Origin of the sequence: Streptomyces sp. NRRL WC-3618 (genome assembly GCF_001280005.1) — a bacterium.
Taxonomy (GTDB): Bacteria; Actinomycetota; Actinomycetes; order Streptomycetales; family Streptomycetaceae; genus Streptomyces.
This window is the reverse complement of the sequence record NZ_LGDW01000028.1, coordinates 16291-35365: the sequence shown is the minus strand read 5'-3', so window position 1 is coordinate 35365 and position 19075 is coordinate 16291. Positions and strand designations below refer to the sequence as shown.

At 69.2% G+C, this 19075-nt stretch carries 19 protein-coding genes and 1 pseudogene; 7 read left to right on the top strand and 13 right to left on the bottom strand.

The features are described from left to right. Positions 1–96: 96 nt before the first annotated feature. From ADL01_RS41370 to ADL01_RS04505, 3 genes and pseudogenes are all read right to left on the bottom strand, one after another. Positions 97–397 (bottom strand): annotated as a pseudogene (locus ADL01_RS41370) (IS1380 family transposase); the annotation flags it as partial. Between the two features lie 3 nt (positions 398–400). Beyond that, positions 401–1081 carry an SDR family NAD(P)-dependent oxidoreductase gene (locus ADL01_RS04510; RefSeq protein WP_053740565.1) on the bottom strand — a complete coding sequence of 227 codons (681 nt, stop codon included), beginning with the start codon at positions 1079–1081 and terminating at the stop codon, positions 401–403. A gap of 134 nt (positions 1082–1215) precedes the next feature. After that, positions 1216–1869: an NAD(P)-dependent oxidoreductase gene (locus tag ADL01_RS04505; RefSeq protein ID WP_053740564.1), complete on the bottom strand. Its 654-nt coding sequence runs from the start codon at positions 1867–1869 to the stop codon at positions 1216–1218. 117 nt (positions 1870–1986) lie between these two features. Here ADL01_RS04505 and ADL01_RS04500 point away from each other — a divergent pair, with 117 nt between their 5' ends. Both ADL01_RS04500 and ADL01_RS04495 read left to right on the top strand, forming a co-directional pair. After that, positions 1987–2679, top strand: a complete 693-nt coding sequence (locus tag ADL01_RS04500) for a TetR/AcrR family transcriptional regulator (protein ID WP_053740563.1) — start codon at positions 1987–1989, stop codon at positions 2677–2679. Between the two features lie 527 nt (positions 2680–3206). Continuing rightward, on the top strand, positions 3207–3779 hold the full coding sequence (locus ADL01_RS04495) for a MarR family winged helix-turn-helix transcriptional regulator (protein WP_053740562.1): 573 nt from the start codon (positions 3207–3209) through the stop codon (positions 3777–3779). A gap of 615 nt (positions 3780–4394) precedes the next feature. On the opposite strand, the gene ADL01_RS04490 is transcribed toward ADL01_RS04495, so the two are convergent. The 4 genes from ADL01_RS04490 to ADL01_RS47145 form a co-directional block, all read right to left on the bottom strand. After that, the gene (locus tag ADL01_RS04490) at positions 4395–5114 is read right to left on the bottom strand and encodes an IS5 family transposase (protein ID WP_159049451.1); all 720 of its coding nucleotides are present in this window, start codon (positions 5112–5114) and stop codon (positions 4395–4397) included. A 33-nt stretch (positions 5115–5147) separates the two neighbouring features. After that, entirely contained in the window at positions 5148–5339 is a 192-nt protein-coding gene (locus tag ADL01_RS43430; RefSeq protein ID WP_053740560.1) for a hypothetical protein, read from the bottom strand. Positions 5340–5422: 83 nt separating this feature from the next. After that, entirely contained in the window at positions 5423–5737 is a 315-nt protein-coding gene (locus ADL01_RS43425; protein ID WP_159049450.1) for a hypothetical protein, read from the bottom strand. Positions 5738–5777: 40 nt separating this feature from the next. Beyond that, positions 5778–5912, bottom strand: coding sequence for a hypothetical protein (locus ADL01_RS47145; RefSeq protein WP_267889895.1), 135 nt, complete (start codon positions 5910–5912; stop codon positions 5778–5780). 465 nt (positions 5913–6377) lie between these two features. Here ADL01_RS47145 and ADL01_RS04475 point away from each other — a divergent pair, with 465 nt between their 5' ends. Together ADL01_RS04475 and ADL01_RS04470 are read left to right on the top strand one after the other, a co-directional pair. Continuing rightward, entirely contained in the window at positions 6378–7808 is a 1431-nt protein-coding gene (locus ADL01_RS04475; RefSeq protein WP_420719682.1) for a family 43 glycosylhydrolase, read from the top strand. A 91-nt stretch (positions 7809–7899) separates the two neighbouring features. Continuing rightward, complete coding sequence (locus ADL01_RS04470) at positions 7900–9324, top strand: family 43 glycosylhydrolase (protein ID WP_053740640.1); 1425 nt, start codon at positions 7900–7902, stop codon at positions 9322–9324. 16 nt (positions 9325–9340) lie between these two features. Here the strand turns inward: ADL01_RS04470 and ADL01_RS04465 are convergent, their stop codons facing one another. Further along, positions 9341–10576: a PAS domain-containing protein gene (locus ADL01_RS04465; protein ID WP_159049449.1), complete on the bottom strand. Its 1236-nt coding sequence runs from the start codon at positions 10574–10576 to the stop codon at positions 9341–9343. Further along, the gene (locus tag ADL01_RS04460; protein WP_053740557.1) at positions 10551–11234 is read right to left on the bottom strand and encodes a TetR/AcrR family transcriptional regulator; all 684 of its coding nucleotides are present in this window, start codon (positions 11232–11234) and stop codon (positions 10551–10553) included. The genes ADL01_RS04465 and ADL01_RS04460 overlap by 26 nt, the downstream gene beginning before the upstream one ends. A 111-nt stretch (positions 11235–11345) precedes the next feature. On the opposite strand from ADL01_RS04460, the gene ADL01_RS04455 reads away from it, so the two are divergent. From ADL01_RS04455 to ADL01_RS04445, 3 genes are read left to right on the top strand one after another with little or no spacing between them, the layout of a single operon-like run. Continuing rightward, complete coding sequence (locus ADL01_RS04455; protein WP_053740556.1) at positions 11346–12467, top strand: aminomethyltransferase family protein; 1122 nt, start codon at positions 11346–11348, stop codon at positions 12465–12467. An 18-nt stretch (positions 12468–12485) separates the two neighbouring features. Then, the gene (purU, locus tag ADL01_RS04450) at positions 12486–13331 is read left to right on the top strand and encodes a formyltetrahydrofolate deformylase (protein ID WP_053740555.1); all 846 of its coding nucleotides are present in this window, start codon (positions 12486–12488) and stop codon (positions 13329–13331) included. A gap of 26 nt (positions 13332–13357) precedes the next feature. Next, complete coding sequence (locus ADL01_RS04445) at positions 13358–14206, top strand: bifunctional methylenetetrahydrofolate dehydrogenase/methenyltetrahydrofolate cyclohydrolase (RefSeq protein WP_053740554.1); 849 nt, start codon at positions 13358–13360, stop codon at positions 14204–14206. Positions 14207–14286: 80 nt separating this feature from the next. Here the strand turns inward: ADL01_RS04445 and ADL01_RS04440 are convergent, their stop codons facing one another. The 4 genes from ADL01_RS04440 to ADL01_RS04425 form a co-directional block, all read right to left on the bottom strand. Continuing rightward, positions 14287–15192 carry a hypothetical protein gene (locus ADL01_RS04440; RefSeq protein ID WP_053740553.1) on the bottom strand — a complete coding sequence of 302 codons (906 nt, stop codon included), beginning with the start codon at positions 15190–15192 and terminating at the stop codon, positions 14287–14289. Positions 15193–15199: 7 nt separating this feature from the next. Next, on the bottom strand, positions 15200–15922 hold the full coding sequence (locus ADL01_RS04435; RefSeq protein ID WP_053740552.1) for a gamma-glutamyl-gamma-aminobutyrate hydrolase family protein: 723 nt from the start codon (positions 15920–15922) through the stop codon (positions 15200–15202). Next, a complete protein-coding gene (locus tag ADL01_RS04430; protein ID WP_053740551.1) occupies positions 15919–17409 on the bottom strand; it encodes an aldehyde dehydrogenase in 1491 nt (496 codons plus the stop codon). Before ADL01_RS04430 ends, ADL01_RS04435 begins: the two co-directional genes overlap by 4 nt. Before the next feature lie 117 nt (positions 17410–17526). Next, a complete protein-coding gene (locus ADL01_RS04425) occupies positions 17527–18984 on the bottom strand; it encodes an APC family permease (protein WP_053740550.1) in 1458 nt (485 codons plus the stop codon). Between the last annotated feature and the right edge of the window lie 91 nt (positions 18985–19075).

Sequence of the window (19075 nt, the reverse complement as noted above, 5' to 3'; positions counted from 1 at the left end):
TTGATGGTCCGCTGAGGCGGGGAAGGCGGTCGCTTCGTTGTAGCGGATGCGTTTGGTGAGGCAGTGGTGGAGGCAGCCGATCATGCGGTTGAAAAGGTTGCGCAGACCCGTGGCGCGTGCGGCACGGATGCGGTCCTCGGCGCGGGCGCGCTGGCGGTGCCGCAGCTCCCAAAGCGGCGATAGGCGTGTTCTTGGTGTTGGTGGCGAATCAGGTCAGCCGCTTCCCGTCGGCGTCGGTGAAGCGGAGTTGGGCACCGGGGTGCGGGCGTTCCTTACGGACGATCAGCCGCGTGCCTGTGGGCCAGCCCTTGAGGCGGTCGCCGTCGAGTTCGGCGACCCAGGCGCCATCTCGGATCTCGACGGCCGGCTCGACGGCCGGCGTCCACGTGCTGGCCGGGACTTACGCGGGTTGGTCGCTGGGGAAGAAGACCTTCTCGACCTGGTCGTGTTGGGTGTGCAGCTCCCAGTACAGCGGCGCGATCTCTTCCGGTGCGGTGGCGCCCGGCTGGCGGCCGATCCACGCGCCGATCGCTATGTGGCCGACCTGTACTCCTCGGGGAGCGGCGGCGGCGTGCAGTCCGTGGGCCCAGTTTCGCAGCCACGCCGCGGCCGGGGCGACGTTGCCGAACATGTCGTGACCGAGCTCCGGGCGCACGGACGAGGCGCCGGTGGTGAACAGGATCGTGCCCGAGCCTCGGGCGAGCATCTCCGGAAGCACCTGGTTAACCGCCGCCACGGCGCCGTGCACGTAGAAGTCGAGCTGGCTCTGCACGTTGTCGTGGGTCAGCTCGGTGGAGGAAGCCATCGGCAGTGCCGGGTTGGACGGCGAGTACTCAAGGACGTCGATCTGCCCGAATCGCTGCTTGACCGCCGCGAGGCCGGAGACGATCGATGGCCGGTCGAGTACGTCGGCGGCGAAGGCCGCCGCTTCGATGCCCTGGTCGGTCAGTTCGGCCACGACCGGGTCCAGCTTGGCCGGGGTACGCGACAGCAGCGCGACCTGGTGGCCTTCCTTGCCGAAGGTCTGGGCGATGGCGAGCCCCATTCCGGGACCGGCACCCATGATGGCGATGGTAGGCATGACTTCTCCTTCGATGAGAACAGCGTGGTGAACAGCGGGATTCGGTCGGAACCGAGTCCCGCTCGAGTTGGTGGGCGGAAGAGGTACAGGCGGGGCGCCGCGTACAGCTGCGCGGCGGCGGCGTGCAGGGCCGGTCAGTTGCTGATCCGCAGCTCCTGCCGCGCGTATCGCAGGTCATCGGCCTGAGCGAGCATGAACTGCGCGAGGTCGGCCCGGGAGATGCGCGAGCCGACCCGGTCCCCGGTTCCGGTCCCGGTGCGCACCTTGACCCTTCCCGATCCGGGCTTGTCGTTGGGCGCGGTGACGACCACGATGGTCCAGTCTCGATCCGAGCCGCGAATGGCCTCGCCCACCTCGACCGACTCGTTGACCATGGAGCGGGTGGCGGGCAGCAGCCCGAACAGGGCGAAGCTCGTGCTGCGCAACGCGCGCAGCAGGGGGTTGCGGGGAATCGAGATGCTCGGCCCCCAGCTGAAGACGAGCCTGCGGACGCCGTGTGCGCCCATCGCGGCCAGGATGTCGCCCGTTCCCGACGCGAGGGGCAGATCCCTAGGACCGCCGAAGATCTTGGGGCTCAGAGCGGCGAGGACGGCGTCGGCGCCGCGGACGGCCTCGGCGACGGCCGCCTCGTCGGTCAGATCGCCCTGCGCGACCCGCAGCCGTTCGTGGCGCAGGGTGAGCTTCGCCGGATTTCGCATCAACGCCACCACGTCGTGCCCGGCGGCGAGTGCCTGCTCGGCCAGGTGCGTGCCGGTGCGGCCGCTGGCGCCGAAGATGGTCAGTTTCATCAAGTCTCCCGAGCCCGGTCCGAGCCGAATCGCCTCACAATATGAGGGTGTCCTCATCTTGCGAGGCGAGCGTAGCACTGGAAGTCGAGGTACCCCTCAAGTTGGTAGGCTGTGGGTATGCCCCCTGAACTCGCACCAGCCGCGACTTCGGCCTCCGCTCCCGCCCGGCCGCTGCGCCGAGACGCTCAGCGCAATCGCGACTCGCTGCTGGCCGCCGCCCGGGCCGTGTTCGCCGAACACGGGATGCAGGCGTCGCTGGAGCAGGTCGCCAAGCGTGCCGGGGTGGCCATTGGCACGCTCTACAACCACTTCCCCGCCCGGCTGGCCCTGGTGCAGGAGGTCTTCGCCGGCAAGCTCGCAATCTGGGTCGCCGCCGCCGAGCAGGCCCTGAGCATGGACGACGCGTGGGAAGGGCTGTGTCTGTTCCTGGAAACCATGTGCGAACTCCAGGCCCGCGACCGGGGCTTCAACGACTTCGCCTCGATCCGGCTGCCCGAGAACGCCTGCCTGGCCGGCCAGCAGACCCGGATCCATGACCTCGGCGTGCGCATCGTCGAACGGGCGCGAGAGCAGGGCCGCCTACGATCCGACCTGGTACCCGAGGACCTCGCCTTCGTCATCTGGTCCCACAGCCGGATCATCGAGGCGACCGACGGGATCGCCCCGCACGCATGGCGCCGCCACCTGTACCTGATGCTCGACGGCTTCCGCGCCGAGCGCGCCCACCCACTCCCCGAACCGCCCCTGACCCCCGAACAGCTCTACCGCGCCATGCTCCGCCTCGGCGGCGCCGACAACGGCACCGACTGACTACCCGGACCGCCGAGCCGGACCGTCATGCCGGAGGCCGCCACCGCCGCCCAGCCTTTGCCTGATCCGCCTCCCCGTTACCCGGCTGCGATCCACCGCGCCATCGGCAGGGCTTCCGGTCTCACAAACGGTCCTTTGCGCGATCAAGATCAATCACGGGCCGCCAGACCCCCGCCGATCCCGGATTCGTCCTCAGAACCCGTTCTCACGCAAGAGCGGGACGGACCCCCTTCTGAGACTTGCATTGTGCGAAAAGCCGGGCCCATGACGGACCCTCAACAGGCTTCCCCAACCGACCGGTCGGACGCGGACGATGTCGAACAGCACGCCTGTAACGACACGCTGAGTTACTTGTCACTTGGCGACAGCTTCGGGAGAACAGGGCCGAGTGAAGCTCTGAAGCAAGATCAAGTCCTTAGCGCTAACGGCTGTTCCGTTGCCCCAAGGCCGAGGCAGGCACCGTACAATTTGGACCCGAACGATTGCGTTGCCCCATGCCTTCACAGGCTGCCCGAAGGAGTGTGCCCGTGCCCGGCCATCGTTCCATCACCGAAGCCGAGAAACTGGCAGAGGCCAAGCTTGGCGGTATCCCTCTACGGCATGACCAGATGGCCGTCGTCGCCAATATCTATCGCGCCGCCTCGGCGGTGCGGCAGCACCTGGAGAATTCCGTGTTGCGCGGTGTCGACCTGACGTGGACCGCCTTCGTGGTTCTCTGGGTCATCTGGGTCTGGGGTGAGCCGGAAACGCGGCACGTGGCAGAAGAGGCCGGGATCTCCAAGGGCACGCTCACGGGGGTTGCCCGGACGCTGGAAAGACGTGGGCTTGTACAGAGAGCCGATCACCCCACCGACGGCAGGCTGGTGCTGCTCAGCCTGACAGATCAAGGTGCGGAGCTGATGCGGCGCGTCTTTCCGGCGTTCAACGAGGAGGAAGCCTTTGTCACGGGACAGCTCAGCGATGAGCAGTGCGGCATCGTCGCTGCCGGGCTGCGTCAGGTGGTGCTGCAGGTGGAGGAGCACGGTGAGACACGCCGTCAGGCTCTCCTGGACGGTGCGGCCCCCGCGCCACGTCGTAGTGGCCGCCGCCGCAAGGCGTGAGCCCACTCAGAGCGTTGTGGCCAACCGAACTGCAGCTTGAGGAGCTGCGGTTCTTCCATAATCGACGTGTTCTCGTCGGTGGGTCCGGGCAGCACCGGGGCGGGTGGTCTTCTCGTCCTGGAGGTGGTCGCTGCCGTCGGTGATCGCGTTGATGGAACAGCGTGAAGTGCGGGCTAGTTGAAGTGCTGGACGGGGCGGCGGCGCGGCTGCGCGAGGCCGAGGAACAGGCCGCCGAGGCCCGTCGCGGCGGGAGTTCGCCCGGATCGGGCGGGAGGAGCTGATGGACGAGCTTGCCGCGACGGGTGCGCAGGCGGCCACCTGTGCCGGGGCGGTTGCCGATGTGCCGCAGGAGCCGGACAGCGAGGCCAAGGTGCCCTCGGGCGTGGGGGCTATGACGAGCGGCCGTCGCAGTGGCACGTGGGCCTGGAAGGACGGTCGTTGTGTGGCATGTACCGGCAGATTTTCGAGACGGTTGTGGCCGCCGACGGCCGGGTGGACGTGTCCGCGATCGCGGACACCCGGGGGCTGGGACGGGAAAAGCTCGCGTGGAACGGGTGCGTCATCGCGCCTATGCCCTGCATGCGAAGTGCTGGCTGGAGCGGGAGAGGTGCCTGTTCAGGCCGGCTGCGGGCCCGGGCGGCGGCCCGGCCGGAGATCGGGCCAGTGCCGGCGCTCGCCGGCGATCCGGCGGGTGAGGGTGATCAGGCCGGCCCACCAGACCATCTGCTCGTGATGGTCCGGGCGGCGTTCGTGGTCGCGGTTGAGACGCCGGGCCCGTAAGAACTGGCCCAGGGTGCGTTCCACGACCCAGCGGCGGGCCAGGACGGTGAAGCCGTGTGTCCCGTGCGGGCGTTGAACGACCTCGACCCTCACGCCGTGCCGGGCGAAGGCATCGGCCAGGGGCTGCCCTTGATAGACACTGTCGACCCAGACGACTTTCAGCAGCCGGCCAGGCTCGTCCATGTAGCGGTCCAGGAGCGCGGGCGCGGGCTTGGAGTCGTGGACGTCGGCCGGGGTCACGATGACTTCCAGCAGATCACCGCAGGTATCGGTCAGGATCGAGCGCTTGCGGCCGTCGCGCTTCTTGTTCCCGTCGAAGCCGCGTGACATCACGACGATGTCCGCGCCGTCGACGGACTGCGCATCGATGATCCCGGCGGTCGGCTCCGCGCTGCGGCCCCTCGCCACCCGGTTGGCGCGGCGCAGCCACTGGTACAACTCCCGGACGTATCCGTGCGCACGCCAGCGGCGGAAGAAGTCGTACACCGCCCGCCACCAGGGGAAATCTCGTGGAACGGCACACCACTTCGCGCCATTGTCGACCACGTAGCGCACCAAATCGATCACACACAGTCACGAAGTTGCGGCTCAGTTGGCGGTGTCAAGGCCCAGGGGAAGAGGGATCTTGTACGTACTCGGTGCCGTACGGATGAGTCGGCCGTTGCGCGCCCAGCAGCAGAGCCGCGCGCTGAAGCCGCTCAGCACACGCCCGGTGGCGATGAGGCCGAGATGCCCTGCGATGGCGCGGGCGGGCATGGCCTGGTTGGAGTTCTCCGCCAAGATTCGGCAGACCTGTCCCCAGCGGCCGGAAGCGGCCCGGTCTGGGGCATGTGCGGTGGGGAGAGCCGGTGGATGCAAGGTGATCAGACGCGGGTGCCAATGTGTCCTACCAGGTCAAGGCGTCCGCTCGGAGTTGCGGCCGCAGCCGTCCCAGCGACGCCAACGACCGTGTCGTGCGCGGCCTCCAGGGCCACGGTGACGCCGGCCCGGTCGGGATCGCAGCCAGGCACTGTCTCCACTGCGGTCACCATCATCGAGCGCAGAGCCTGGTAGATCGTCAGAAGTGCCCACATCTCCTGAGTGAGGCGCACCGGGTCCTTCGACCGCAGAACGCGCCCTTTGAGCATGGTGTGACGCAGCGCCAGATAGGCGGTCTCAATCTCCAGCGCTCGTGACAAAGACCGACCAGGCGGTCTGCTGGGTCAGCGTGGTGGTCGCTCAGCGTGGTGAGCAGACGATAGGTTCCGCTTCGTCGCCGTCGGCGGTACGGGAGTGGATCTCGGCCTCGATCACCCTCAGTCGGACGCCGCCGATCCGGGTGAGGAAGGACCCGTCGGACAGCAGCGCAAGCACCGGTGGACGCCGGGTGCTGGTGGCACGGATCAGCAACCCACGTGCGCGCGCCGGGCCCGTTCCGCAGCGTCCGGCCCGTTGGCGTCACTGGACCCATGGGCGGTAACCGGTCGGACCCGGCGGCACCGTCGGTCTCCGCGGGAAACTGTGCCGCGGCGGGCGCGGCGCCGTCCAGCGCGGCCTGCCACCGGTCGAACGTCGCGGCTTCCTCCTCGGAGGGCCGATAGGCCGCGTCTCGGTCCGGTTCACGGGATGAAGTCACGCAGGTAAAGCGCTCATGACGAAAACGTTGACGGAAGCATGGGCTCCGCTTATCTTCTGATCGCATTTACGAACCACGTTCGATATTACGGACGCGGTCGCAATTACGGACAGGGACGGTCCCGCATGCCGAAGATGTCACAGCAGCCCCCCGCCAGACGCGGCAGGTCCCTGATCCTGTGCGTGCTCGCCGTACTGATCGCCATGGTGTCGGCGACGACCCCGACAGCCGCCGCCGACGGCCAGCCGTACACCAACCCGATCAAGACGCAAAAGGGCGCCGACCCGTGGCTCCAGTACTACAACGGCAACTACTACCTGGTCACCACCTCGTTCACCGGTGTGCTGACCATGCGGAAGTCGCCGACCCTGGCGGGACTCTCCACGGCCGCCAGCGTCCAGATATGGAGTGACACCACCTCCACCCGCAACACCAACATCTGGGCGCCGGAGATCCACTTCTTCAACAACCACTGGTACCTGTACTACTCCGCGGGACAGAGCGGTGTGGCCTGCTGCGACTCCCAGCGCACCCATGTCCTGGAGAGCGCGGGCACCGACCCGATGGGCCCGTACACCTACAAGAACCAGCTCAGCGGCTCCAACCTCACCCCCGGCGGCTGGCTCATCGACGCCACCGTCCTCGAGAACAACAACAACCTGTACCTGATCGGCAGCGGCTTCATCAACGGCAGCAAGCAGAGCCTGGTCATCGCGCCGATGAGCAACCCGTACACGCTGGCCAGCAACACCTTCACCATCATCTCCAGCCCCACCGCGAGCTGGGAGACCTCGGGCGGCGCGGTCAACGAAGGCCCCGAGCCGCTCTACCACGACGGCCGCACCTTCCTCACCTTCTCCGCCAGCTTCTGCGAAACCCCGGACTACAAGCTGGGCCAGCTGGAACTGACCGGCACCGACCCGCTGAACCCCGCCTCCTGGACGAAGAAGTCCACGCCGGTCTTCCAGCGCGATGACGCGGCAGGTGTCTACGGCCCCGGCCACAACGGCTTCTTCACCTCGCCGGACGGCACCGAGAACTGGATCGTCTACCACGCCAACGACTCCGCGACCGGCGGCTGCGGCAACGGCCGTACGACGCGGGCGCAGAAGTTCACCTGGAACGCGGACGGCACGCCGAACTTCGGCACCCCGGTGGCGCTCGGCACGACGCTGCCCGGTCCCTCGGGCGAGACCGCGGCGACCCCGACCGCGTACACCCTGGTGAACCGCAACAGCGGCAAGTGCCTGGACGTCCAGGACGGCAACACCGCGGACGGCACCAACATCTTCCAGTGGAGCTGCACCGGCGGCGCCAACCAGAAGTGGCGCGTCGAGGACCTCGCCAACGACACCAGCCGGCTGGTCAACGTCGCCACCGGCAAGGTCATGGACACCGCGAGCTGCGCGAAGGCCGACGGCACGAACATCCAGCAGTGGTCCTGGCTGAACAACAACTGCCAGAAGTACCGGCTGGTCTACACGGCCACCGGCGACTACGTGCGGATCGTGAACGAGAACAGCGGCAAGGTCGCCGACGTCGCCAACTGCGGCACCACGAACGGGACGAACGTACGGCTGTGGACCTGGCTGAACAACAACTGCCAGCAGTGGCGCCTCGTCCCCACGACCTGACCTCCCTCCGCATCCCCGCATCCCCGCATCCCCGCATCCCCGCATCCGCAATCTGGAGCAACCCTTGAGACGCAACGCCGTACGGCTGCTCATGGCCGTCCTCTTCGCCCTGGTGGGCTGTCTCGCCGGACCCGGCACCATGGCCCACGCCGCCGTCCCCGCCTCCCCCGGCGTGACCTACACCAACCCGATCGCCGCACAACGCGCCGACCCGCAGATCTTCAAGCACACCGACGGCTACTACTACTTCACCGCGACCGTGCCCGAGTACGACCGCATCGTGCTGCGCCGGGCGACCACCATCCAGGGCCTGTCGACGGCACCCGAGACCACGATCTGGACCAAGCACGCCAGCGGTGTGATGGCCAACCACATCTGGGCACCGGAGATCCACTACATCAACGGCAAGTGGTACGTGTACTTCGCCGCTGGCTCCACCAGTGACCAGTGGGCGATCCGGATGTACGTCCTGGAGGGCACCGGAGCCAACCCGCTCACCGCGACCTGGGCCGAGAAGGGCCAGATCAAGACGACGTGGGAGAGCTTCTCCCTCGACGCCACCACCTTCGTCGTGGGCGGGGTCCGCTACCTCGCCTGGGCCCAGCGCAACCCGGCCGAGAACAACAACACCAGCCTGTTCATCGCCAAGATGGCCGACCCCTGGACGCTCACCGGCACGCCGGCAGAGATCTCCCAGCCGACGCTGTCCTGGGAGACGGTCGGCTACAAGGTCAACGAGGGGCCGGCGGTGATCGAGCACGGCGGCAAGGTCTTCATGACCTACTCGGCCAGCGCCACCGACTCCAACTACTGCCTGGGCATGCTCACCGCCTCGTCGACGGCCGACCTGACCGACCCCGCGTCCTGGACCAAGGGTGCGCAGCCGGTGTTCAAGACGAGCGACGCGACCTCGCAGTACGGGCCGGGTCACAACTCCTTCACCGTCTCCGAGGACGGCAAGTCCGACATCCTCGTTTACCACGACCGCAGCTACAAGGACATCACCGGCGACCCGCTGAACGACCCCAACCGCCGTACCCGCGTCCAGAAGGTGTACTGGAAGGCCGACGGCACCCCCGACTTCGGCATCCCGGTCGCCGACGGGGTCACCCCGCAGCGCTTCTCGTCGTACAACTTCGCGGACCGCTTCATCCGCCACTTCGACTACCGGGGCCGGATCGACGCCAACGTCAGCCCGCTCGCGGACTCGCAGTTCCGCGTGGTCACCGGCCTGACCGGCAGCGGCACCGTGTCCCTGGAGTCGACCAACTTCCCCGGCTACTACCTGCGGAGCAACGCGAGCTTCGAGGTCCGGCTGGAGAAGAACGACGGCACGGCGCAGTTCGCGTCCGACGCCACCTTCTACCAGCGGGCGGGTCTGTCCGACTCGGCCGGCGTCTCCTACGAGTCGTACGGCTCGCCCGGCCGCTACGTCCGCCACTTCAACTACCTGCTGTACGTCCAGACGCCGAGCACGGCCACGGACCGGGCGGACGCCACGTTCTACGCCCAGTAACACCTGCGGACGGCTCTCACCGGGGCCGCGGACCGGTGTCGAAGGCAGCCCCGATGGGGCGCTCCTCGACCGGGACGCGGCCCTGGGGAGAGCCGTCGGCGTGTTGGGGGCGCGCGAAGGCCGCCACGCCCAGGGTGGTGCCGCGGGCCTTGAGGGGAAGGGCGAGCACGCGGGTGGCCGCGTCGGTAGTCGGCGCGTTCTCGGCCAGGCACCGCAGGCTGACGGGTTCCAGTTCGTCGTACGCGGTGTCCTTGGCCGCGGTGTGGTCGGTGCGGTGAGCTACCCGGCAGAGGGTGGGGTGGGTGCTGCCGTGTCGTGGTTCCTCCCCGCTCAGGACGGGTTCGAAGATGTCCACGATGACGGCCTCGGCGAATTCGGGGACCACGAGTTCCGCCAGTTCTCCGGCCGTCTGCCGGATGTCCAGGGTTCTTCCGATACTGCCGCTCGCCCGGCTGAGCAGAGCGAGACGCTGCCGTGCGACATAGCGGTCGGTGATGTCGAGGCCGGCCTCACAGACTCCGATCGGCCGGCCTTCCTCGTCCTGAAGCCGGAAGTAGGAGCACGACCAGACGCGTTCGTGATGGGGGGCCAGGAAAGTGGCGCTCCGGTACCGCACGTCGACCGCGGGTGAGCCGGTGCAGGCCACGCACTGGACGGTGACCGGCCGGTCAGCCTCCTCCAGCACCTCGCCCTGCGGCAGAATGTCCTTCAGGAACCTTCCGGCGACCTCCTCGAGCGAGATTCCGAACTGCTTCTCGATCGCGGCGTTGATCCAGCGCACCCGGGCGTCCGTGTCGTAGATCACCAGCTGGACGGGCGATTCCCGGTCGAGTCCGTCAAGCATGGCCCGTCCGAGGGCCTCCCAGTGCGCCAGCTCGGAATCCACTGCCACCAGCAGCCACCCGCTCGCCCCCACCCCGAGGGCGAGCGGGGTAAGAGACAAGGACACCGACACCGGGCGGCCGTCACCCCGGCGGACCGGCCGAGGGCCGAGCGACCATGCCGTACCACCGTCACCAGCGGCTGAGGAGATGCCGGCTCCCGTTTCGGTATCGGCCAGGACGGCGTCGGCGGACCGGCCGAGGACTTCTTCGGACGCCAGACCGAACAGCTCCTCGGCTTCCCTGCTCCACCCGGTGAACCGCAGGTGCCGGTCCAGCACCGCGGTCGCGCCGCCGGGCGTCGGCATGCCCGAGGAAGGCGTGCCGTGCGGCCGGACTCCCTGGTCATGCCCTGTGAAAATGCTCCTCATCGCCGCTCCTGAGGTTGGTGCAGGAGAGCTTCGGCTCATTCAATGTACCGTCGGACGCCCCCGGTGACGCCTGCGCGCGATGGGCCGCGAGAAGTCGGCGCAGGGCGTCGACACTCTCCTCGGTGCGGCCCGGTGCGCCGGACGTGACCTGGTGGAATACCAGGCCGTCCAGGGCCGCGAAGACGATCTCTGCCATGTCCTGCGACACGTCGAAGCAGGCCAGTGCCTCGCGGACGGCGTCGCGGTATGCGTCGTAGAGCACGTCCACGTGGTGCCGCAGCTCCGGCCGCCTGCTCGCTTCGAGCTTCAGCTCGTACTGGAACGCCTGGACGTCGGGGTCGGCCGCGATGAAGTCGGCCAGGGTCGCGGCGAAGTCCTCCAGTCTTCCGCTGGCGGGCACCAGCGAGGACGTCTCGATGCTGCGTGTGACGCACCACCGCAGCGCCTCTTCGAGGAGGGCGTCGCGCGAACCGAAGTGGTGGGCGACCAGCCCGTGCGTGACGCCGGCTTCGGCGGCGACGGCACGGTAGGTCAGCTTCCGCAGGCCGCCCCGGGCCACCACCCTGACGGCCGCTTCCAGGAGCGCCTCCCGCCCTTCGCCGTAACCGGGCCGTGCGTCCTGCCCGGCCTCGCAGTCCGTCTCTGCCGCGGCGTTCACTCGCCCCTCCCTTCCGTCTGCCGTCCCCGAAACTCAATCTATCCTATTGACAAGTTATCCAGATGGATAGATTCTCACTGCAGCGCACGCCCTCTACCCACTGGAGTTCCCATGGCCATCCCCGAAGGATTGGGCACCACGCCGTTCGCTCCCCGCTACGCGGACCGGGTCGAGGAGTGGATCGACGTCTACGGCAACGCCGTACCGCTGGCCATCGGTGATCCGGCCGAGGAGTACGAGGCCATCCGCACCGCCGTCGGGGCCTCCGAGTACTCGATGCTCTACAAGTGGCATGTCGAAGGTGAGAATGCCGTCGCCACCGTCGACGCCGTCTTCTCGCGCGGCGTCAGGGGGCTGGGCGCCGGACGCATCGCCTACGGGGTCGTGGTCGACGCCGACGGGATGATGCTGGACGACGTGACCGTGGCCGTCCTCGCGCCCGACCACGTCGTCGTCACCGGCGGCAACCCCGCCACCCTGCAGTCGCTGGTCGCTCACGCACCCGCCGGGACCACGGTCGCCGAACGCCGCGACGAGTCCGCCGTCCTGACCCTGCAGGGCCCGCGCAGCCGCGACGTCCTCCAGCGCCTCACCCACGTCGACGTGTCAGGCGCCGTCTTCCCCTACTACACCTTCCTGCGCGACGCCCTCGTCGCGGGCATCCCCGCGCAGGTGAGCCGGCTCGGTTTCACCGCCGAGCTCGGCTACGAGATCCAGGTCCCGCGGGAGCAGGCGCTCGCTCTGTGGGACGCGGTCTTCGAGGCCGGTGGGGACCTGGGGATCAGGGCCTTCGGCGCGATCGCCCTGATGGCCTGCCGCACCGAGGCCGGGATGATCATGGGGGAGCTGGAGTACGACCACACGGTCACCCCGTTCGAGTGCCGGATGGGCTGGGCGCTGGACTTCGACAAGGGCCCCTTCCAGGGGAGGGACGCGCTGCTGGCCAAGAAGGACAGCGTGACCGGCCGTGTCGTCAGCGTCGTCGTGGATGCCTCGCCGGAGGCCGCCGAGGGCGCCCGGCTGGAGCTGGACGGCCGTGACATCGGCTACGTGACGATGGCGGTGCCCTCCCCCGTCCTCGACGGCGCCACCCTCGGTCTGGCCCGGGTGCACCGCGACGCCGTGAAGTCCGGCACCGCGCTGATCGCCGTCGCTGCCGACGGCTCGAAGGCCGACGCCACGGTCCGGCCCACACCCGTGTACGACCCCGAGCGCGCCCGCGTGCGGGTCTGACCCGACGGAGATCCCGACGTGCAACGCTACATTCTCACGCTCCGCTGCCCCGACCAGCCGGGCATCGTCCACGCACTCGCCGCGGGCGTCGCGGAGGCCAAGGGCAACATCCTGGAGAGCGCCCAGTTCTCCGATCCCGGTACCGGCATCTTCACCATCCGTGTGAGCCTGGAGACACCCGGCGCCGACACCGAGAGCCTGCGGGACGAACTCAGCCTGCGGCTGGCCCGTTTCGACCCGGTTCTGACCGTCCGGCCCGAGGAGCAGCGCCGCCGGGTGCTGCTGATGGTGTCGAAGTTCGACCACTGCCTGGTCGACCTGCTCTACCGCTGGGGTTTGGGTGAACTGCCCGTCGACATCCCGCTGATCGTCTCCAACCACCCCGACCTGGCGCCGGTCGCGAAGCGGTACGGCATCCCCTTCGTCCACGTTCCCGTCACCCGCGACACCAAGCCGGAGGCGGAGGCCGAGCTGCTGCGGCTGGTGGCCGAGCACCAGGTCGACTTCGTGGTGCTCGCCCGCTACATGCAGGTCCTCTCCGACGACCTGTGCGGCAAGCTGTCCGGCCGGATCATCAACATCCATCACTCGTTCCTGCCGGGCTTCAAGGGCGCCAAGCCCTACCACCAGGCCCACGAGCGGGGCGTCAAACTCATCGGCGCCACCGCCCACCTCGTCACCGCCGACCTGGACGAGGGCCCGATCATCGAGCAGGACGTCGTCCGCGTCGGGCACCGCCACACCGCGCCCGAACTGGTCGCGATCGGCCGGGACGTCGAGCGGATCGTGCTGGCCCGCGCGGTCCGGCTGCACGCGGAGGACCGCGTCGTCCTCACCGGCTCCCGCACTGTCGTCTTCTCCTGACAGCCGCACCGAGAGGCTTGTGTGACATGACCACCGCGACGCTGCTCGACGGGAAGGCCGCGGCAGCCGAGACCAAACGTGAACTCTCCGAGCGGGTGAAGGCGCTGAAGAGCCGGGGCATCGCCCCCGGGCTGGGCACCATCCTGGTCGGCGACGACCCGGCCAGCCGCTCCTACGTCGGCGGCAAACACCGCGACTGCGCCCAGGTCGGCATCGCGTCGATCCGGGTGGAGCTGCCCGCCACGGCGACCCACGCCGAGGTCGAGGCCGCCGTGCTCAAGCTCAACGCCGATCCGGCCTGCACCGGCTTCATCGTCCAGCTGCCGCTGCCGGCCCACATCGACACCCACGCCGTGCTGGAGCTCATCGACCCGGCCAAGGACGCCGACGGACTCCACCCCGCCAACCTGGGCCGACTCGTGCTGGGCATTCCGGGGCCGCTGCCCTGCACCCCGCGCGGCATCATCGACCTGCTGCGGCGCAACCGCGTGCCCATCACCGGACAGCAGTTCTGCGTCATCGGCTGCGGTATCACCGTGGGCCGCCCGCTCGGCCTGATGCTCACCCGCAGCACCGAGCACGCCACGGTGACCCTGTGTCACGAGGCCACCCAGGACACCGCGGCCCACACTCGCGTCGCCGACGTGGTGGTGGCCGCGGCCGGCGTGGCCCATCTGGTCAAGCCCGACTGGATCAAGCCGGGCGCCACCGTCCTGTCCGTGGGCATCACCCGGACCGTCGAGGGCATCCTCGGAGACGTCCACCCCGACGTCGACCAGGTCGCGGGCTCCCTCGCACCGCCGGTCGGCGGAGTGGGACCGATGACCCGTGCCATGCTGCTGACCAACATCGTCGAGGCGGCGGAGCGCGGCTGACTTCGCGTAGGGGGTGGGGGCTGGACCGCAAGGCCCTGCCGCCACGCCGTTGCGTGCGGCTGGAGAGCCCTCACGCACGCCTACACGCGACCGGAGTAGTCGGTGTAACACTCCACCGGGTCCCCCTCGTAGCTCCACGGCCAAGGCGTCACCAGTCCGCCGACCGCGGAGAAGACCGGGCCGGCATCGCCGCTGCGGCCCGCCCGGATCAGGGCGTAGGCGAGCGTTCCCAGGTCCGCGACGGCAGCCGCGTGACGCAGGTGCCCGGGTTGCGGCCAGTGGGCCGTGGCCTGGTCCAGCAGCCGTGCGGTGTGCGGCTGCGACCAGTACTGGCTCACGCCCAGCGCCTGGATTCCTCCGCTGCTCCTTTCGCGGTGGTGCTGCCGCACAGCCGCGGTCAGGGGCAGGCATGCCGTCGGCGCGTCCCACGGCATGACCGCGATGGCGTCGTCGAGGAAGTCCCGCAGCGCGGCCTGGCTGCCCTGCTCCTCCGGGGAGAGGTAGCCCAGGATCTGCAGGTGCGCCTCCCGGTGCCATGGATCTCGCGCGTGTATCTCGTGCCAGACGAACGAGAGTTCGGAGCTCGGCCGCTTCAGGAGCCGCAGCGCAGCCAGCGCACCCACCCACGGGGTCGGATCGGCCGGGCGGGCATCGGCGGCGACGCGGCAGAGCGCCAGGGCTCCACGCGGATCGGTCGCCAGTTCAGCCCAGGTGGCCAGCAGCAGGGCATCCGGGTCGCGGGGCCGGCGTTCGCGCCAGCCCCGGGCCAGCGCGGGTGCGGCCTGCGCGAGGACGCCGACACGGTGGCAGCGGCGGTCCCAGTCGTCACCGGTGGCCCGCAGGAGCCGCTCCACCTGGGCGATGGCGAGGTCCTGCGGTCCGGGGCCGCGGGCGGCGGTGATGCCTTTCAGTACCCGGCCCAGCACAACGTCGTCGAGTTCGGGGGCGAGGCGGGGTGCCTGTCGTCTGTGGCCGAAGAGAGCCATGTCTTTTTCAGTGTCTGTTGTGGGCGGCCTGGACCAGCGCGTCGAACAGGCCCTGCTGGGCCGGGTCCTGGTCCGCGGTGTCCTCGGGGTGCCACTGCACTGCCGTGAACCACCCCGGGTGTCCAGGGAGTTCGAGCCCCTCCACCGTGCCGTCGGCGGCCCGCGCGGTGACCTTGAGCCCGGCACCAACGTGGTCGACGCGCTGGTGGTGATAACAGGAGGCCTCCGTCTTCTCTGCGCGGGTGGCCTGTTCGAGCAGGGTGCCTCGCTCGATCGCGACCGGGTGCACGATGTGCCGGTGTTCGCGGTCCGCGCCGCCCATGTCCTGTTCCAGGCTGCCGCCGAGGGCGACGTTCACCACCTGCAGCCCGCGGCAGATCGCGAGCATGGGCAGGCCCGAGTCCAGGGCCCGCCGGGCGACTTCGAGGTCGAACACGTCCTGGAGGTCGTCGACGTCATAGACGCTGTCATGGGTGTCGGCGGCTCCGTAGCGGTGCGGGGCCAGGTCTCCGCCGCCCGGGAGCAACACGCCGTCGAAGCGGGCGAGGCGCTCGGCCACGTCGGCTCCGGCCGGGTCGGCGGGGTGGATGCTCACCGGCTCGCCCCCGGCCCGCCACACGGCCTCGACCAGCGCGCGGGCGTTCACCTCGGCGGCGTAGCGGAGCGCGGACGTGGTGGCGGCGAACCGGGCCGGAATCGCGATCAGGGGTCGCGTGCGCGTACGGGTCACAGCTGGATCCAGGTGGTCTTCAGCTCGGTGTACTTCTCCATGGCGTGGGCGGACTTGTCGCGGCCGTTGCCCGACTGCTTCATACCGCCGAAGGGGACGGTCAGGTCGCCCTCCTCGTAGCAGTTGACCCAGACCGTGCCGGCCTTCAGCGCGCGGGAGACCTTGTGGGCGGTGGACAGGTCGGAGGTCCACAGCCCCGCGGCGAGGCCGTACTCGGTGGCGTTGGCCAGCCGTACCGCCTCGTCGAGGTCGTCGAAGGCGAGGACGGACAGGACGGGGCCGAAGATCTCCTCGCGCGCCAGCCGCATGCCGGGGTCGACCCGGTCGAACACGGTGGGCCGCAGGTAGCTGCCGCCGGTCTCGGCCAGCGCCCGGCCCCCGCCCACGCGCAGCCTGGCACCCTCGTCCAGGCCGGAGGCGACATGCTCCAGGACCCTGCCGAGGTGGCTGTCGCCGACCAGTGCGCCCATCTCGGTCGCCGGATCGAGCGGGTCGCCCACCCGCAGCTCGCGCGCCCTCGCCACGACGGCCTCCGTGACCTGTTCGGCGATGGACGAGTGGACCAGCAGCCGGGAGGGCGCGGTGCACATCTCACCCTGGTTGAAGAAGATGCCCCAGGCCGCCGTTGCCGCCGCCTTCTCCAGGTCCGGGGCGTCGGGCAGCACGATGTTCGGTGACTTGCCGCCGAGTTCGAGCCAGACGCGCTTGAGGTTGGAGTCGGCGGCGTAGCGCAGGAAGTGGCGGCCGACGGCGGTGGAGCCGGTGAAGGCCAGGACATCGACGTCGGGGTGGAGGCCGAGCGCCCGCCCGGCCACCGGCCCGTCACCGGTGACGACGTTGAGGACGCCCGGCGGCAGTCCGGCGTCGGTGGCGACGCGGCCGAGCAGGAGGGCGGACAGCGGAGAGGACTCCGACGGCTTCAGGACGACCGTGCAGCCGGCGGCGAGCGCGGGAGCGACTTTCCAACTCGCCAACGTGAGCGGAAAGTTCCACGGCACGACGGCGCCGACAACGCCCGTCGGCTCCCGGGTGACGAGAGCGAGCGAGTCCGGTGCGGTGTGGGGAGACTCGTCGGTGAGTTTGTCGGCGAGCTGCCCGTACCAGCGGAAGGTGTTGATCGCGGCGCGCAGCTCGATGGCGTACGCGTCCGTGATCGGTTTGCCCATCTCCAGGCTCACGGTCAGCGCCAGTTCCTCGCGCCGCTCCTCCAGCAGCTCGGCGATCCGCAGCAGGACCCGGCCGCGCTCGGCGGGCGCCAGGTGCGGCCACGGCCCTGTGTCGAAGGCGCGGCGCGCCGCCGCGACGGCGAGATCGACCTCCGCCTCCCGCGCGTCGGCGACCCGGACCAGGGTCTGACCGTCGCGAGGGGAGATCACGGCGAACGATCCACCGTCACCGGCTTCGTCCTTGCCGTCGATGTGGTGCTGCGTGGGCAGGCCGAGTTCCTTGGCGCGGCGCAGCAGTTCTTCATGGGTGGCGTTCAGCACGCGCTCTCCATCTCCGTTTCATCCATGTCATTCGATGACAGACGACTCACACGTTCGACAAAGGCCCGATACGGCCGGGGCGCGGGCTCCGGCCGTATCGGTGAGGGATCGTGGTGTTCAGTCGCTGATCTCTGCTCTGGGCCGCGTCAGCCGGGCGGCGGCGACGCCGAGGATCAGCACCACCGGAACGGTGACCTGGAGCCATATGGCCGTGGTCTGGTCGCCGCCGATGAGCGTCGTGAAGTTGGCGATGATGAGCCAGATGGCACCCGCGATGCCGAGCGCGCCCAGTACGGGGGCGATCAGGGTGTTCCAGGGGCGGGTGTCGGCGCGTGAGCGGCGGAAGTACACGATGACCGAGACCGAGGTCAGGAAGTACAGCAGCATGATGCCCAGGACGGCGACTCCGCTGAACCAGGAGAAGAGGGTCAGCACCGGGTCCTTGCCCAGGACCGCGAAGGGCATCACGAGCAGCACCGCTATCACGGTCTGCACGGTGCCCGCCACCCAGGGCGAGTGACGCCGGTTGATGGCGGTCAGGCCCTGCGGCAGGAGCCCTTCGCGGCCGAGAGAGAACATGTAGCGGTTGGCGGAGTTGTGGAAGGCCAGGAGGCCGGCGAACAGTGAAGTGGCCAGCAGGATCGGCAGTACGTCGTTGACCCAGCCGCCGAACTGGGCGGCGATCGGCGCGAAGACGAAGGCCGCGGCGTCGCCGCTCTCCAGTGCCTTGCCCGCGTCGGCCGTGGCATGGGAGGCGCCGTGCGCGGAGACCAGCATCCACGAGGTGACGGCGAAGAAGCCGGTGACCACCACGACGGACAGGTAGGTGGCCCGGGGAACGGTCTTGCGGGGTTCACGGGCCTCCTCGCCGTAGATGGCGGTGGCCTCGAAGCCGAACATCGACGCCACGGCGAACATCAGCGCCACGCCGGGAGCGCCCTGGAGCGCGGCGGACGGCGAGAAGCTGTCCGCGAGGCCGAGCCCCTCGGGGCCACCGCCCTTGAAGAGCATCACGAGGGCGAAGACGATCAGGACGCTGAACTCCGCCAGCACGAAGACGGCGAGGATCTTCGCCCCCATCTCGATGCCCGAGGCACCGAGCACCTGGACGATCACCATCGTGACCAGGGCCCAGACCCACCACGCCACGTGGGCACCGGTGTAGCGCTCGACAAGGCCGCTCATGATGCTTCCGTACAGCCCGTACATACAGGCTTGCACGACACAGTAGGAGAAGAGCGCGACCGCGGCGCTGCCGGAGCCGGTCGAACGGCCGAGGCCCTTGCCGATGTAGGCGTAGAAGGCGCCGGCGTCCACGACGTGGCGGCCCATGGCGACGAAGCCGACCGAGAACAGCAGGACGACGAAGCCGGCCGCGAGATAGGCGGCCGGAGCGCCCGCGCCGTTACCGATGGCGATGGCGATCGGCACGGCGCCGGCGATGCCGGTCAGCGGCCCCTGGGCGGAGAGAACGAAGAAGAGGATGCCGAGGACACCGAGAGAGTTGGGCTTGAGTCTGCCTGCCATGGATGCATCATCAGCAGTCTGCGTGACGACCGCGGTCTGACTGTCCACTCGAATCACCTGCCGGGGACGGGGAGGGGCGGATTTTGTTTTGGGCCAAACGAGTTGCCCCATGGTGGGCCGGAACTATCCGTTTGACAAG

Excerpts from the sequence above, each read along its gene's own strand:
- ADL01_RS04510 (WP_053740565.1), bottom strand. The coding sequence starts at position 1,081 with ATGCCTACCATCGCCATCATGGGTGCCGGTCCCGGAATGGGGCTCGCC.
- ADL01_RS04505 (WP_053740564.1), bottom strand. The coding sequence starts at position 1,869 with ATGAAACTGACCATCTTCGGCGCCAGCGGCCGCACCGGCACGCACCTG.
- ADL01_RS04500 (WP_053740563.1), top strand. The coding sequence starts at position 1,987 with ATGCCCCCTGAACTCGCACCAGCCGCGACTTCGGCCTCCGCTCCCGCC.
- ADL01_RS04475 (WP_420719682.1), top strand. The coding sequence starts at position 6,378 with ATGGTGTCGGCGACGACCCCGACAGCCGCCGCCGACGGCCAGCCGTAC.
- ADL01_RS04470 (WP_053740640.1), top strand. The coding sequence starts at position 7,900 with ATGGCCGTCCTCTTCGCCCTGGTGGGCTGTCTCGCCGGACCCGGCACC.
- ADL01_RS04465 (WP_159049449.1), bottom strand. The coding sequence starts at position 10,576 with ATGAGGAGCATTTTCACAGGGCATGACCAGGGAGTCCGGCCGCACGGC.
- ADL01_RS04455 (WP_053740556.1), top strand. The coding sequence starts at position 11,346 with ATGGCCATCCCCGAAGGATTGGGCACCACGCCGTTCGCTCCCCGCTAC.
- ADL01_RS04445 (WP_053740554.1), top strand. The coding sequence starts at position 13,358 with ATGACCACCGCGACGCTGCTCGACGGGAAGGCCGCGGCAGCCGAGACC.
- ADL01_RS04440 (WP_053740553.1), bottom strand. The coding sequence starts at position 15,192 with ATGGCTCTCTTCGGCCACAGACGACAGGCACCCCGCCTCGCCCCCGAA.